This is a genomic window from Moorena sp. SIO4G3 (genome assembly GCF_010692305.1).
Classification (GTDB): Bacteria; Cyanobacteriota; Cyanobacteriia; order Cyanobacteriales; family Coleofasciculaceae; genus Moorena; species Moorena producens_A.
Genome location: NZ_JAAHIG010000214.1, coordinates 1 through 15,675, shown reverse-complemented (window position 1 = coordinate 15,675; position 15,675 = coordinate 1). Strand labels below are relative to the sequence as shown.

The window sequence follows — 15,675 nt, the reverse complement described above, 5'->3', positions numbered from 1 at the left end:
TCCGCTACCGGGTGATTCGGATTTGGGAATGTGATCCACAACCATTACTTACCACCCCAGGGTTACTACCCTTGGCAGTATTAGCACAAGCGGAAGTGCCAGAAAACCTGCTATCCCAGGTAGCAGCGAAAATCGATATGATCGAAGATAGACAACAGCAGCGTAACCTATCTGCTTGCGTGCAACTGTTGGCTGGGGTGAAATTTGATGAACAGTTAATTCAAGCTTATTTTCGGGAGGATATGATGCAAGAGTCAGTAGTTTATCAACGAATTATTCGCCAAGGATTAGAACAAGGATTAGAACAAGGATTAGAACAGGGATTAGAACAAGGATTAGAACAGGGATTAGAGCAAGGAAAGCGCAATGAGCTTAATTTAATTAAGCGTCAAATTAGCCGTCGTTTAGGTGAAATCAATCCCCAATTACAAAATCAAATTGAGGAATTATCTTTTGAGCAGTTGGAGGATTTAGGAGAAGCGTTGTTAGATTTTGAAACCGAAGTGGATTTGACCAATTGGTTGAATCAATTAACGGATAAGTAACATTCGGTTAGGTGTCCCATTCAGCCGTCAGCTGAATGGGACACCTATGAACTTTAAAAATATTGTTTTTTTACAGATAAGTTTTATAAAAAAAGTAGCGTTTATATCTGCTTTTTTTGAACACGCTTATTGCTAGCATGCCTACTCCCTACTCCCTACTCCCTGTTCCCTGTTCCCTGTTCCCTGTTCCCTGTTCCCTTTGGTATATATGATTGAAGACAGACAACAGCAGCGTAACCTATCTGCTTGCGTGCAACTGTTGGCTGGAGTGAAATTTGATGAACAGTTAATTCAAGCTTACTTTCGGGAGGATATGATGCAAGAGTCAGTAGTTTATCAACGGATTATTCGTCAAGGATTAGAACAGGGATTAGAACGGGGATTAGAACAGGGATTAGAACGGGGATTAGAACAGGGATTAGAACAAGGGTTAGAACAAGGAAAGCGCAATGAGCTTAATTTAATTATCCGTCAAATTAACCGTCGCTTAGGTGAAATCAATCCCCAATTACAAAATCAAATTGAGGAATTATCCTTTGACCAGTTGGAGGATTTAGGAGAAGCGTTGTTAGATTTTGAAACCGAAGTGGATTTGACCAATTGGTTGAACCAATTAGCGGATAAGTAACATCCGGTTAGGTGTCCCACTCAAAAGCCATGCTATCAAGACCTGATCGACTGGCTTCTGAACCTCTCCCTTGAGTATTTGAATATAAACCTTGAGTATCTGGACCTTCTGGACGAGTATCTGGACTTCGACCGTGAGTATTTGAATACCGTGGTTGAGTCTCAGAGCCTCGTGAACGAATATCAGAGTCTCAACGTTGAGTATTTGAGTCTCGTGGTCGAGTATTTGAATATCGTGGACGAGTCTCAGAGTCTCAACGTTGAGTATTTGAGTCTCGTGGTCGAGTATTTGAATATCGTGCTTGAGTCTCAGAGTCTCAACGTTGAGTATTTGAATACCGTGGTTGAGCCTCAGAGCCTCGTGAACAAACCTCTTGCCTCTTGCCTCTTGCCTCTTGCCTCTTGCCTTCCCCTCCTGGGAGGGGTTAGGGGTGGGTTCCTCTTGCCTCTTGCCTCTTGCCTCTTGCCTCTTGCCTCTTGCCTCTTGCCTCTTCCCTGCTCCCTACTCCCTGCTCCCTGCTCCCTGCTCCCTGCTCCCTAAAAACCATAAATTTGCACCTCACAATTAGTATAATTTATATATTTTTTAAAAAGTAAATAACTACCATAAAAACTGCTCTATAATGATGATTAAGTCTCTCATTTTTTTAATGTTTGCCGGGATTTAATTGATCAGGAATTGCAGCAAAGAATACTGCCATGGGCGGAAAATTGGCGAATATAGGGCGATTTAGAGTAGTTTATTTTTTTCATGAATAGTGTAGAGCGGTTGTTGAATTTGTTATATAGTGGAGGGGTTGATGGCAATGGCTGACAACACATCTGATGCTCAACTTGACTTTCTATTAGAGGTACTACAAGCAACCGCATACAGTAATGGTAATCAAGAGGTAGTTTATCCATTACTGGAAGCAAATATCGACAAACTTAATCAGACTTTAGCAGTATTATTGCGGGATTGGGCAACAAGTAAGCTGGCAGAAGCGGAAGCAAATGAAGCAAAATACATAGCTTTAGTTATTGTCGTATTCAGTAATCTAATTGAGCAATTCCCCTTAGGTGACAAAGCCAGCAATATAGAAATTGCTATCACTGGCTATGAAGTCGCACTAACTGTTTGCACCCGTGAAGCATTTTTCGAAAATTGGGCAAAGGTACAAAATAATCTCGGTCTTCTTTACTCTGACCGCATCAAAGGGGAGAAAGCACAGAATATTGATGATGCGATCTCTTGCTACCAAGAAGCTCTTAGAGTATATACCTTTGAGGCTTTTCCCGAAAATTTTGCAAGGACACAAACTAATCTCGGTAATGCTTACGTTAACCGAATTAAAGGAGAGAAAGCACAGAATATAGAAGAGGCAATAGCTTGTTACCAACAGGCTCTTATAGTTTATACCTTTGAGGCATTTCCTATTTATTGGTCAGATACACAAACTAATCTCGGTCTTGCTTACAAGAACCGAATAAAAGGGGAGAAAGCACAGAATATAGAAGAAGAGATCGCTTGTTACCAAGAAGCTCTTAGAGTTTATACCTTTGAGGCATTTCCTATTGATTGGGCAATGATACAATATAATCTCGGTCTTGCTTACTATTACCGAATCATAGGTGACAAAGCACAGAATATAGAACAAGCCATCGCTTGTTACCAACAGGCTCTTAGAGTTTATACCTTTGAGGCTTTTCCCGAAAATTTTGCAAGGACACAAACTAATCTCGGTGGTGCTTACGGTGACCGAATCGAAGGGGAGAAAGCACAGAATATAGAAGAAGCCATCGCTTATTACCAACAGGCTCTTACAGTTTTTACCTTTGAGGCATTTCCTATTGATTGGGCAATGATACAATATAATCTGGGTATTGCTTACCATGACCGAATCATAGGTGAGAAAGCACAGAATATAGAAGAAACCATCGCTTGTTACCAACAGGCTCTTAGAGTTTATACCTTTGAGGCATTTCCTATTGATTGGGAATCGACACAAACTAATCTCGGTCTTGCTTACTATTACCGAATCAAAGGAGAGAAAGCACAGAATATAGAAGAAGCCATTGCTTGTTACCAACAGGCTCTTAGAGTTAGAACATTTGAGGCATTTCCTATTGATTGGGCAATGATACAATATAATCTCGGTCTTGCTTACTATTACCGAATCAAAGGAGAGAAAGCACAGAATATAGAAGAGGTAATTGCTTGTTACCAACAGGCTCTTAGAGTTAGAACATTTGAGGATTTTTCTATTGAGTGGGCAACGATACAAACTTATCTCGGTAATGCTTACTATTACCGAATCAAAGGGGAGAAAGCACAGAATATAGAAGAAGCGATCGCTTGTCACCAACAGGCTCTTAGAGTTTATACCTTTGAGGCATTTCCTATTGAGTGGGCATCGACACAAACTAATCTCGGTGGTGCTTACTCTGACCGAATTAAAGGGGAGAAAGCACAGAATATAGAAGAAGCGATCGCTTGTCACCAACAGGCTCTTAGAGTATTAACCGAGGCATTTCCTATTGAGTGGGCAAAGACACAAACTAATCTCGGTGTTGCTTACAAGAACCGAATCGAAGGGGAGAAAGCAGAGAATATAGAAGTTGCCATCGCTTGTTACCAACAGGTTCTAAGAGTATTAACCGAGGCATTTCCTATTGAGTGGGCATCGACACAAAATAATCTCGGTCTTGCTTACTCTGACCGAATAAAAGGGAAGAAATCACAGAATATAGAAAAAGCCATCGCTTGTTACCAAGAAGCTCTTAGAGTTTTTACCTTTGAGGCATTTCCTATTGATTGGGCAAGGACACAAACTAATATCGGTGGTGCTTACAAGAACCGAATCGTAGGTCAGGAAGCACAAAATATAGAAAATGCGATCGCTTGTTACCAACAGGCTCTAAGAGTTAGAACCTTTGAGGCATTTCCGATTGAGTGGGCATCGACAAAAACTGGTCTCGGTGTTGCTTACTGTAACAGAATCACAGGTCAGAAAGCACAAAACTTAGAAGAAGCCATCGCTTGCTTCCAATTGGCTTTAGAAATACGTACCCGTGACGCTTTTCCTGAAGACCATGCTGACACTTTGTTCGAACTAGGGATAGCTTACCAAGACAGTAAGCAGTCTCTCTTAGCTTACACCACCTTTAACTCTGCCATTGCTACGGTAGAATCTTTGCAGGAGGAAATGATTTCTGGAGAGGAAAGCAAGCGCAAACACCGTGAAAAATGGAACAAACTTTATAGCATAATGGTAGAAGTTTGTGTGGATTTAGGTAAGATTAATGAAGCACTTGATTATGCTGAACAAAGCAAAAACCGCTATATAGTTGAAGAAATTATTAGCCGTGAACTTAAAAGCATATTTCCGGCAAATATTGTCACTCAACTAAAAGAATACAGGGATGAAATAGCCACAGGTCAAAACCAAATTCACGATGGCAAAGCTGAAAACCCAACAGCCTTAGCAAAACGTCTTCAAGAATTGCGACAGCAGCATAATGAATTAAAAAACCGCTATTTACCCATTGCTTCTGGCTTTCAGTTTGAGCACTTTCAGAACAAGTTGGATCACCACACTGCCATTGTCGAGTTTTACATTACACGGAATAAGCTGGTCACGTTCGTCTTAACCCGTAATCTAGTTTGGCATTCTCAGTTAAAAGACTTAGGTCAATTGATAGATTGGGCAAATGGATATTTAATAGCCTACTCGACCAAAAAATACCATTACGAAAAGCATCTGACTACTCGTCTACATTCCCTGGCGCAAATTTTACTCATTGATAAAATTGTTCAGCACATACCTCCAGAGTGCGATCGCTTAATTTTAATTCCCCATCGGTATTTACATTGGTTGCCCCTTCATGCCTTACCGATTACTAGCCAGCAGGGAGAAGGTAACTCTAAAATTCTGATGGATCGCTTTCCAGCAGGGGTAAGTTACGCTCCTAGCTGTCAACTACTCCAACTTACTCAAACTAGACAACGCTCAGAAGAGTTTACCCACCTGTTTGCAGTTCAAAACCCCACTGATGATTTAGATTACACTCCTATCGAGGTAGACGTAATTCAAAGCTATTTCAATCCACCACCAGATACAGAAGTCCTTGTGGAAAACGCTGCTACCAAAGCCGCCATAGATCGCACACCTCTAAACAGTTACCACTGTTTACATTTTAGCTGTCACGGTTACTTTAATTACAAAGAACCACGGAAATCCGCTCTAATTCTGGCCAATGCCCACAAAGCTGCATCTGCTGAACCCAATTCGGAGCGCTATTTACGGGTAAGTGAAGAGGAAATCTTTGACCTAGAGAAATGTCTGACTATCGATCAAGTCTTTGAGTTACAACTAGAACAATGTCGCCTGGTCACCCTTTCTGCTTGTGAAACCGGATTAATTGATTACACTAACATCAGCGATGAATACATTGGGTTAGCCAGTGGTTTCCTAGTTGCAGGTAGTCCAGCGGTAGTTAGTAGCCTGTGGACAGTGAAGGATTTATCGACAGCATTGTTGATGATTAAATTTTATCAGAATCTACGAGAGCAGATACCTTTAGCAGTTGCCCTTAACCAAGCCCAACTCTGGCTGCGGGATAGTACCAAAAAAGAATTAGAGGAGTACATTAAGAATTTGCATTTGAATCTTGTTGATCAATACGTAATTAAGGCTAAATTTCACAATTTTAATAACAGCGATAAACCCTTTGAGGCACCATTTCATTGGGCGGCATTCTGTGCGATTGGTAAATAGGAGTTAAGACTATGGCATTAGAAAATCAATTTTTATCTGCTTTCAAAGAACTACTGGACACCGAAACTGAGTTATTTAAAGACTCAGAACGAAGGGAACTCGAAGGATTAATTACTTCATTCCGAAATGATACTAAAAAGCTAGCCGATGAGATCACTCGCTGGTCTGCTTCTCACTCAGACATTAATAATGCTTTGAGAGCTCTAATGGCTAGGAAACCAAGTGATGAAAGGCCAGCTGGAGCCGCTTTCCCCACTGCAAAAACTAAAGCTGAGTATGAAAAGAACTTGACAGAAGAACTACTCAACGCTAGTCGTCAGAGTTCTCCCCCAGAAAACCCCGAACCCAACACTCCCGCTGATGAATGATTCTGCCTTGCGACTCAAAAACCCCAGCGTCACCCTTTATGCCTTCCATCTCTGCCAAGACCTAAGCCAAGAACTGGAAAAGTTGCGACCGGATGCGGATCAGTTGTGGCAACACTGTGCTAACCTCAGCCAACCCCTAGGTATCCCAGACCTGAAATCTTTACCGGAAAAAATACCATCCCCTCTAAGCCAAACAGGGAATACTCCCTTAACCTACACTGCACCACTGCAACTAGCAGGCTCTCCCCTAACCGTCCAGGTCTATCCCGTTAAAATTCATGATACCTATGCCCTTGACCTAACCCTGTCTTGCCAAAATACCGTTGCAGCCAGTCAATTTAGTCACTTCAATCCCCAAGGGTGCCTCCTAGCCAGCAACATTCAAGCTTCCTTGGGACAAACCTTAGTGCTCTATGGGGAAGCCGTGGGCACTCCGGATGAAGATAGAACGTTAGCCGATGCCTGTGTCGATGGTTTTTTCCAGGGAACCGACCAAAAACCCGAGTTTATGGCATCTGGGCAGTTATTTGGTAGCCCAATATTTGCCTATGACAACGGTAAAGAGAAACCAAAGGAGCAAGGTCACCTTCTGGTCTGGTTAAACCGTCACCCAGAAACCTTAAAGCTGGTTGAAAAGACTTCCTTGTCATTTTTCAATCTATTGTGCTGTCGCAGTAAAATCCTGTTTGCTTATGATCAAGCCCGTTGGTGTTATCGCCAAACTAGAGGACTCTATAGCCAACTCGAACAAGAGGTTAAAGGTTTCAAGGAATTGGCAACGGAGGGAGAAACAGGCATTACGGAAAGGGCACCGGGGGGGGAACAAAACTCTCAAAGTCCCCCAAAATTGGGGGATTTAGGGGGCTTGACCAAAACTAAGCGATCGCCCATTGATACTTCAATTCAGCAACGTCCAGACACACGGCTAGAGCAACTGAAGCAGAAACTGACCGACATGCCATCCAAGACCTTTGACTATGCTGGTTATCTGCGAGACATGGAGGATCACAAAAATGCGATCGCTACCAATGCCCACAACTATGACTACTGGCTGGAAAAAATCCGTGAACATAGTCTCGAAGACGATAGTATCAAGTTTTTGGAAGACTTCCTCAACCAAAGAACTAAACGGTTTCAAAAACAGATTCAAACCGACCTGAATTATCTCAAACCCGGTCAGCAACTATTGGACCAGATGCTTGGTAGTATCCGAGGCATTGTGGACATTGAACAGGCAGAATGCGATCGCGCTTTGGAAAAAGCCCTGAGAGATAAGGAGAAGGCTGATCAAGCCCGAGAAAAAAATTTAGAACGTTGGATTGCCTCTGTCGGTATTGGTTTAGGGGTCAGTGGTATTTCTTCCCAAACCGATGCCAAACCGGTAGAGTCTGTTATCACCCAACTATACTCGAAAGAATCCTTAGATTGCCCCACCGCTGGTGTTACACCTTGCTTGACTTACAGTGTGGTGTTTGTGCTATTTCATGTGGGCGTTGGTGCGTTCGCGTAGCGTGACCTACGGTCAATCGCTGCGTTAATTATGGATCGAATTATCAATCTGGTATCAAAATGACTACTCAAGGGAACAGGGAACAGGGAACAGGGAATAGGGAGTAGGGAGCAGGGAGCAGGGAGCAGGGAGCAGATCGATTTTTGAGCGCTTTACACAAGTTAATACAGCGATGCATCAAGACAGAGAATTACTATATTTTTGTCCAGCTACTTACAACCTGAAAAGCTTTTGTAGTAAACTTTTGCCTTTTGCCTCTTGCCTCTTGCCTTGCGCGTAGCGCTATAACTATCAGCTACACAGGATGGTTTCCCCTCTTACCTGCTCCCTGCTCCCTGCTCCCTGCTCCCTCTTTAGAGATAATAATCAAAGCCATAAAATTATTACTTAGTTGTTCAGGAATCGGTGCTTTGATCAAACAAACTAGGCGGAATCGGTGCTCGCAATTGGGATTGGTAACTACAGTAGGGATGGCAAGTTCATTAACACTGTCACTCTTAATTCCATCTACTAGTAATCAAGCTCATGCTCAGAGCAATATCGTACCAGATGATACTTTAGGAGCTAATGGTTCAGTGGTAATTCCTGACGCTTCTGTAAAGGGATTGCCAGCAGCATTGATTGAAGGGGGAGTTCAACGGGGAGTTAACCTATTCCACAGTTTTGATCAATTCAATGTCGAACAGGGGTTGCGGGTTTATCTAGCTAATCCAGCTGGCATTGAGAATATCCTGTCGCGGGTGACCGGAATGAATCCTTCCCAGATTGAAGGAACCTTAGGGGTAGATGGCGCAGCCAACCTGTTTTTGCTCAATCCCAATGGGATTATATTTGGGTCGAACGCCAGGTTGGATGTGCAGGGTTCATTTGTAGGAAGTACGGCGAATGCGATCGCATGGGGAGAAGATGGATATTTTAGTGCCACCTTTCCCGAAAGTAGCCGTTTACTAACGATTAATCCCGGAGCATTGTTTTTTAATCAGGTCGGCTCGGTGCCAGGGAATATTATCAATACTGGCACCTTGGCAGTGGGGAAGGATTTAACCCTTTCCGGATTGAATCTAGATTTACAGGGTCGGCTATCAGCTGGGGGGAATTTGACCCTATCGGCTATGGAAACCGTGAAGATCCGGGATAGTATAGCGCTACCTTTTGTAGCAGCGGCTGGGGAGAAACTATTGCTTCAGGGTAACCAAAGCATAGATATTTTGGCTTTGACTCATCCCGAGAGTGGGTTGTTTTCACTAGGGGATATGGTGTTGCGTTCCGGTAACTCAATTAAAGGGGATGCCCACTATTGGAGTGGAGGAAATTTTGCGATTGAGGAAATAGATGGAACTTTGGGTGATTTGTCAAGTCCCCATGACCCGATTATTCGCTCAGCTGGGGATGTCAGTTTTAAGAATTATGAAGGTGCTTCCCTACACATTTTCGCGGGTGGTGCAGTAACGGTTGATGATGTCAAGATTACAGGCTCTGATCCCACCAATAATATTCAGGAAACCGTTACCCTATCCAATGACACCGAAATATCAATAGATGGTAGTACTCGCCCGACCCTAGATATTAGGGCTGGCACCACAGATATCGGTAACCCGATTGGCATTACTGGCAATCCCACCCTTAATCAACGGGCTAATCAACCCTTGTTTTCTGAGCCTCCGACCACGGCAAATATTACGATTGGCCAGGTAATTATTGAACCGCCCAATGGTCAGGTGTTCCTCACCAATCAATACCAACCCAATGCTGCTGTGACTGGTTCGATTGAGGTAACCACAATTAATACCAGTAGTGAAGTCGGAAATGCCGGGGATGTGATTATTGACTCTGGTGTTGATATCATGCTCATTGGTACTAATACTGAAGATCAAGGCTTGATTTTCGCTGATACTTCTGGTCCTGGGCAGGGGGGTCAAATCAAGCTGGTGGCAAAGCAGGAGATTTTGTTAAGCGATCGCTTTCTCGTCACCAGTGATACTACCAGTGATACTTCTGGTTCAGGTAATGGGGGTGAAATTACCATTGAGGCTGAGTCGGTTATTGTCAGAGATCGAGCAGTGGTTGGTACCCGTACCTTGGGAGAAGGAGATGCGGGTTCCTTAAGGATTAATACACAACAGTTACTGGTTGAGGATGGAGGACGGGTTAGCGCCAATACCTTTGGAAAAGGAGATGCAGGTCGTGTGACCATCAATGCCTCAGAATCGCTGCAAGTCATTGGTGTCTCCGGCGAGAATAGGTTTCCCAGCCTGATCAGTACCCAAGCTAATCCAGACTCAACCGGAGATGGGGGTGACTTGACGATTAATACACAAAGTTTACTGGTTAAGGATGGAGCACAGGTTAGCGCCACTACCTTTGCAGAAGGAGATGCAGGTAATGTGACTATCAATGCCTCGAAATTAGTCGAAGTCATTGGTTTCTCCGCCGATGGTAAGATTGGCAGCGGTATATTTGCCCAAGCTAATCCAAACTCAACAGGAGATGGGGGTAACTTGAAGATTAAAACACAACAGTTACTGCTTAAGGATGGAGGACAGGTTAACACCATTACCTTTGGAGAAGGAGATTCAGGTAATGTGACCATCTCGGCCAAAGAATCGGTGCAAGTCATTGGTATTAGTGTCTCCGCCGATGGTAAGTTTCCCAGCGGTATATTTGTCGGAGCTTTCGAAGACTCAACCGGAAAGGGGGGTTCCTTGAATATTAATACACAACTGTTACTGGTTTTCGATGGAGGACGGGTTGGCACCACTATCGACGCCAGCCTGATCGAAAACAGCCTGACCTTCTTACCAGACAATCAGATTGACACCACTACTTTGCTGTCCAATAGCTGCATTTTTCGTAGTCGGGAGCAACCAGGTAGCTTCATCATTACTGGCAGCGGTGGTTTACCCACCGCTCCAGGAAGTGGTACGATTTCACCCTTTGCCACTGGCACAGTGCGCACCATACCCACTGATGGTAGCTCTAGCTCCAGCACCCAACCGAATCGCCCTTGGCAAATTGGTGATCCGATTGTAGAACCTCAACAGGTATATCGACTCGCAGATGGACGGCTAGTTTTGAGTCGGGAGTGTGTAGAAGAATTCCTGCACTAACTAATCTGATTATACTGTTGGTGAATCACCTCAAAGCTAGTGAAATGGATCACAAGAGGGGGGACAGGAGAAGCTGATTATCGTATTGTTCGCTTGAAAGTATAATCTTTCAAGGTTGTGTATCTAAAAAGGAGATGGATAGCGATTGCGCTACCGCCAGGCTATGGGATGTGGCAGTCACCACCAAAGGCTTACGCCCTAAAGGGAAAGGCAGGTTTTAGTGTTTCTAGTTTTAGTTTTTCTATCTTAGTGATCTCAGCTCTAAATGGGATGGCTCAATCTACGATTCCTAATTCATCTAATTCACCCCTTCCGATTACCTCGCCATCTGGGTCATCGCTACTAGAATCTACTGCTGAAGCTACTTCTACTCTTCAGCCACCTAAGGTTAGATGTCCCGTTGAAAACATCGGGTCAGACTTGATAGGAAGACAGGGGGAGGGAGAGACAGGGAGAGAGTTTTGGCGTATTTGTCAAGATTTTCGATATAAATCTTTATATCAAACCGATGCTACCGGAGTTGATATTATCGCTTCATCCGGTGAGCGTTTCCTAGTCAAAACTGTAGAAGTGCTGGGTAGTACAGTTTTACAAGAACAGATTACAGAATTAATTGAAGAAATTGAAAACCAGGAAGTCACCTTTGAAGATTTAATTGAACTGCGCTCTAAAATTACTCAACTCTATATTAACAACGGTTACGTTACCTCTGGTGCATTTTTACTCAATAATCAAGCACTCGACAGTGGCACTGTGCAAATACAGGTTGTTGAGGGTGAGCTAGAACGAATTGAACTGAATGGATTAAACCGTCTGCGACCTGACTATGTACTCCGCCCCCTAGAAATTGCTACTACTAAACCCTTAAATCAGCAACGCCTAGTCAAAGCACTGCAACTGCTGCAGCTAGACCCCTTAATCGAACGAGTGAACGTGGAATTGACCGCAGGGAGCACTCCCGGTCGTAATATATTACAGGTGACACTAAAAGAAGCCCCAGCCTTTCACACCGGTGTCAAGACAGAAAACAACCGTTCTCCCAGTATTGGTTCAACCCAAGTCAGTGTATTTGCTGCTCATGATAATCTATTCGGATTTGGCGATCGCATTCGTGGGGAATACGGTCTAACCGAAGGACTCGACATTTACGATATTCGGTATACCATCCCCATCAATGCTCGTAAAGGAACCCTGAGCTTGGGCTACAGTAATAGTGAGAATCGCCTTGTTTCCGAGAATTTCCAGGATTTAAACATTAGAGGTGAAACCCAGAACTATTCCCTCAGTTTCCGTCAGCCCTTATTGCGATCGCCAGAGACTGAATTCGCTGTGGGCTTAGGCTTAGACCTGCGTCACCGACAAACCTTCATACTCAATGACATTCCCTTGTCCTTCTCTGAAGCAACCGCAGATGGTACATCCAAGGTCACAGTAATTCGGCTGTTTCAAGATTGGGTCAAGCGCAGTCCAGAAAGAGTATTAGCCGCCCGCTCCCAGTTTAGTCTAGGAATTGATGCCTTTGATGCCACCATTAGTGACTCAAGTCCTGATGGGCGTTTCTTTACCTGGGTCGGACAATTTCAGTGGGTCGAGCAATTATCACCATCTATTCTGCTGATCAGCCGAATTAATACTCAACTCACCCCAGATTCCTTACTATCCCTAGAAAAGTTCAGTGTAGGTGGTAGAGATACCGTCAGAGGCTATCGACAAAATCAAATCATTGCTGATAATGGCATCTTGGGGGGAGTAGAGGCACGTATTATGCTCACCTCAGACTCCAGACTACAATTAACCCCTTTCTTTGAAATCGGTACAACCTGGAATAATCAAGGGATTCAACCCAACCCTGCCACCATTGCTGGTGTAGGATTAGGCTTACGTTGGCAGATCGGATCTGGATTTAATCTCCGTCTCGACTATGGTATTCCCCTGATCGGGGTAGATAATCCGGGGGACTCACTGCAAGACAATGGCATTTACTTTGCCGTAGACTACCAGCCGTTTTAGTCAGCTCTGACCCATTTAAATTGTGAAAGTCGGGAGATGGGGAGATGGGGAGATCGGGAGATCGGGAGATGGGGAGATCGGGAGATGGTAGACCGGCTTTTGCACAAGGATCGCGATCTGAAACTTAAATGCATATTAGCTTAAGGCATCCAGTAAAATTAAAAATTAATAATTAAAAATTAAAAAGGGTAAATTCATAATGATAAATAACAAATTTAAAATCATCTCAAAAAAAAACACAACAAATATAGCAGTACGTATTAAGGTGGGTGTTTGACATTTATAAAAGCAGCAAAATATTATAATCAGCTATTGCCTATTGCTAGCATGCCTATTGCTAGCATGCCTTGCCCTTAGCGCTATAACCAGTAGACTTAACTATGAAACCAAAAATTATTGTCATTGACGACCATGAATCGGTTCTCGAGGGAACCGTGAGCCAACTGCAAAAGCAATACCCAGAGGCAGAAATTGTTACGGCTAAAACTGCCCAGATAGCTCAAGACTATGTAGAGAGGTTATCCCCTGACTTAGTTGTTGCCGATCTTTCCATTCCCAAGCAGCAGGGAGATACTGCCCGAACCGATACGGGAATTCAACTCCTCAAAACATTAATGAAACTATACCCTACCCTCAATATAGTTGTTCAAAGCGCTAATATCAAAGCCTTAATCCGTTTAAAACCTGCTATAAATGAACACGAAGGAGGCTTTAGCATCGTCGATAAAAGCCTGCCCCAGAAAGAAATGTTAATCAAAGTTGACTGGTCACTTCAGGGATTGATTTACACCCCCAAAGGGATGCGCAAAGGCTTGGAAATCAAATCCGAATGGTTAGAACTTCTAACCTTAGCCTTTGAAGAAGGATTACAGGATAGAACCATTGCTCAGCGGATGCAAATCTCCGAGCGCACGGTGCGTAACTATTGGACTAAAGTTCAAGACGTTTTAGGGGTTTATCCAAAACCCGGTGAAAATATTCGCATTAAAACCGAGAAGCGGGCAAGAGAAGTCGGTCTAATCGATTGAAATCAGAGCTGATATCGAGTTGCATTAAAAGATAGGGAGATAGGGAGATAGGGAGATAGGGAGATAGGGAGATGGGGAGATGGGGAGATGGGGAGATGGGGAGATTGGGGCAAGAGAAAGTTGTACTTTTGACCGAACTTGGTATGATATCGTGTCCAGTTTACTACTGATTATTGAAACTTGAAAATTGTCAGTCAATGGTCTGGTAAATTATCAATTATCAATACCCAATTACCAATACCCAATTACCAATACCCAATTACCAATATCCAATTACCAATACCCAATTACCAACCATAGAATAATCTCTAGGGATCCGTGCTAAGAATTGTGATAATTTTTGATGGCATCTTCCCTACTCCCTACTCCCTACTCCCTACTCCCTACTCCCTACTCCCTGTTCCCTGTTCCCTGTTCCCTGCTCCCTGCTCCCTTTCCTATAGTTTCACATCTCAACTGAAAACGCTATAAGGGTATAAGGGGAGATCACGGTGCTATAAAAATCATGAGACTTTTTACTCAGGAGGAAATTCAAAGCTGGCGGGTAGGATTGATGCCAGGACTAGTCGTGATCGGACTAGTAATCCTATTTCGCATCACTGGCTTCCTGCAAAGTCTAGAATTGATTGCTCTCGATAGTTTTCTCCGTTGGCGTCCTGAAGAATCTATTGATAAAAGAATTCTAATTGTTGGTATTAATGAACAAGACATCCAACGCATAGGTACCTATCCCATACCCGATCGAGACTTAGCATCACTGCTGAGAAAACTAGCAACCTATAAGCCTAGAGCTATTGGTATTGACATCGTCAGAGATTTACCCGTTGATCCTGGTTACACTGACTTAGTCGCAGCATTTCAGGCTATCAAAACCGTGATTGGCATTGAAAAAGCCTTACCTGACCAATATGGCAATACCATTAATCCACCACCCACTTTACCCCCCGAACAAGTTGGCTTTGCCGATGTGATACCTGACGCTGACGGACACATCAGGCGCAGTTTACTAGGAACTTCAAATCTCGAAGGAGAGTATAAATTTTCTCTAGCTATACTGCTAGCAAAAGCGTATTTATCTAAAGAAGGAATTTCCCTAACCAATGGCACTGATGACCCAATAGCCATGCAGTTTGGTACTACGGAACTCACTCGCTTTCGCCCCAATTCCGGAGGCTATGTCAGAGCCGATGCTGGGGGAAATCAGATCCTAATTAATTTTCGCAATGCTCGAGAACCGTTTCGGATCGTATCCCTCAACGATATCCAAACTGGCAACATTGATCCAAGCTGGATTCGCGATCGCATAGTCCTGATTGGTATAACTAGCCATAGCGCTAAAGATATTGTCAATGTTTCTGCTATCCCTAGCTCTACTCCTGGACTAGTATTTGGTGTAGAAGTCCATGCTCATACAGTTAGTCAAATCATTAGTGCTGTTCTTGATGGACGACCCTTGTTAAGGGTTTGGTCAGATAGCTGGGAATATATATGGATTATGGTTTGGGGGTTTCTGGGTATTAGCCTCGCTAGACTAACTAAGACACCGCGACATAATCTATTGAGTGTTAGTGTTGCTGGGATTAGTTTGGTGGGACTATCCCTTTGGCCCAGGATGTTGATGGCGACGATCTACCAATCCTTCTTTACCTTGCCGATTGTAGCGACGTGCAATTTGACGAATGGCCTCCAAGCAATAGCCTGTGACTGAAGAAACGATTAGAGT

General features: G+C 43.6%; 11 protein-coding genes. All 11 read left to right on the top strand.

From position 1 onward, the window contains the following. On the top strand, positions 1–545 hold a 545-nt coding region (locus F6J99_RS28820; protein ID WP_293117884.1), incomplete at its 5' end, for a DUF4351 domain-containing protein. 208 nt (positions 546–753) lie between these two features. Beyond that, on the top strand, positions 754–1,173 hold the full coding sequence (locus tag F6J99_RS28815; RefSeq protein WP_293117882.1) for a DUF4351 domain-containing protein: 420 nt from the start codon (positions 754–756) through the stop codon (positions 1,171–1,173). 78 nt (positions 1,174–1,251) lie between these two features. After that, a complete protein-coding gene (locus F6J99_RS28810; RefSeq protein ID WP_293117879.1) occupies positions 1,252–1,713 on the top strand; it encodes a hypothetical protein in 462 nt (153 codons plus the stop codon). A 265-nt stretch (positions 1,714–1,978) separates the two neighbouring features. Continuing rightward, positions 1,979–5,929 (top strand): CHAT domain-containing protein, encoded by a 3,951-nt coding sequence (locus tag F6J99_RS28805; protein WP_293117876.1) that lies wholly within the window; start codon positions 1,979–1,981, stop codon positions 5,927–5,929. 11 nt (positions 5,930–5,940) lie between these two features. Beyond that, on the top strand, positions 5,941–6,297 hold the full coding sequence (locus F6J99_RS28800) for a hypothetical protein (RefSeq protein WP_293117874.1): 357 nt from the start codon (positions 5,941–5,943) through the stop codon (positions 6,295–6,297). Further along, positions 6,290–7,807, top strand: coding sequence for a hypothetical protein (locus tag F6J99_RS28795; RefSeq protein ID WP_293117870.1), 1,518 nt, complete (start codon positions 6,290–6,292; stop codon positions 7,805–7,807). Before F6J99_RS28800 ends, F6J99_RS28795 begins: the two co-directional genes overlap by 8 nt. Positions 7,808–8,058: 251 nt before the next feature. Beyond that, entirely contained in the window at positions 8,059–10,914 is a 2,856-nt protein-coding gene (locus F6J99_RS28790) for a filamentous hemagglutinin N-terminal domain-containing protein (protein ID WP_293117868.1), read from the top strand. A 117-nt stretch (positions 10,915–11,031) separates the two neighbouring features. Beyond that, entirely contained in the window at positions 11,032–12,924 is a 1,893-nt protein-coding gene (locus F6J99_RS28785; RefSeq protein WP_293117865.1) for a ShlB/FhaC/HecB family hemolysin secretion/activation protein, read from the top strand. Positions 12,925–13,304: 380 nt separating this feature from the next. Beyond that, entirely contained in the window at positions 13,305–13,952 is a 648-nt protein-coding gene (locus F6J99_RS28780; protein WP_293117862.1) for a response regulator transcription factor, read from the top strand. 330 nt (positions 13,953–14,282) lie between these two features. After that, positions 14,283–14,423, top strand: coding sequence for a hypothetical protein (locus F6J99_RS28775; RefSeq protein WP_293117859.1), 141 nt, complete (start codon positions 14,283–14,285; stop codon positions 14,421–14,423). 34 nt (positions 14,424–14,457) lie between these two features. Further along, a complete protein-coding gene (locus F6J99_RS28770) occupies positions 14,458–15,660 on the top strand; it encodes a CHASE2 domain-containing protein (RefSeq protein ID WP_293117857.1) in 1,203 nt (400 codons plus the stop codon). Positions 15,661–15,675 lie beyond the last annotated feature (15 nt).

Coding starts and splice junctions, on each gene's coding strand:
- F6J99_RS28815 (WP_293117882.1), top strand. CDS start 754: ATGATTGAAGACAGACAACAGCAGCGTAACCTATCTGCTTGCGTGCAA.
- F6J99_RS28805 (WP_293117876.1), top strand. CDS start 1,979: ATGGCTGACAACACATCTGATGCTCAACTTGACTTTCTATTAGAGGTA.
- F6J99_RS28800 (WP_293117874.1), top strand. CDS start 5,941: ATGGCATTAGAAAATCAATTTTTATCTGCTTTCAAAGAACTACTGGAC.
- F6J99_RS28795 (WP_293117870.1), top strand. CDS start 6,290: ATGAATGATTCTGCCTTGCGACTCAAAAACCCCAGCGTCACCCTTTAT.
- F6J99_RS28780 (WP_293117862.1), top strand. CDS start 13,305: ATGAAACCAAAAATTATTGTCATTGACGACCATGAATCGGTTCTCGAG.
- F6J99_RS28770 (WP_293117857.1), top strand. CDS start 14,458: ATGAGACTTTTTACTCAGGAGGAAATTCAAAGCTGGCGGGTAGGATTG.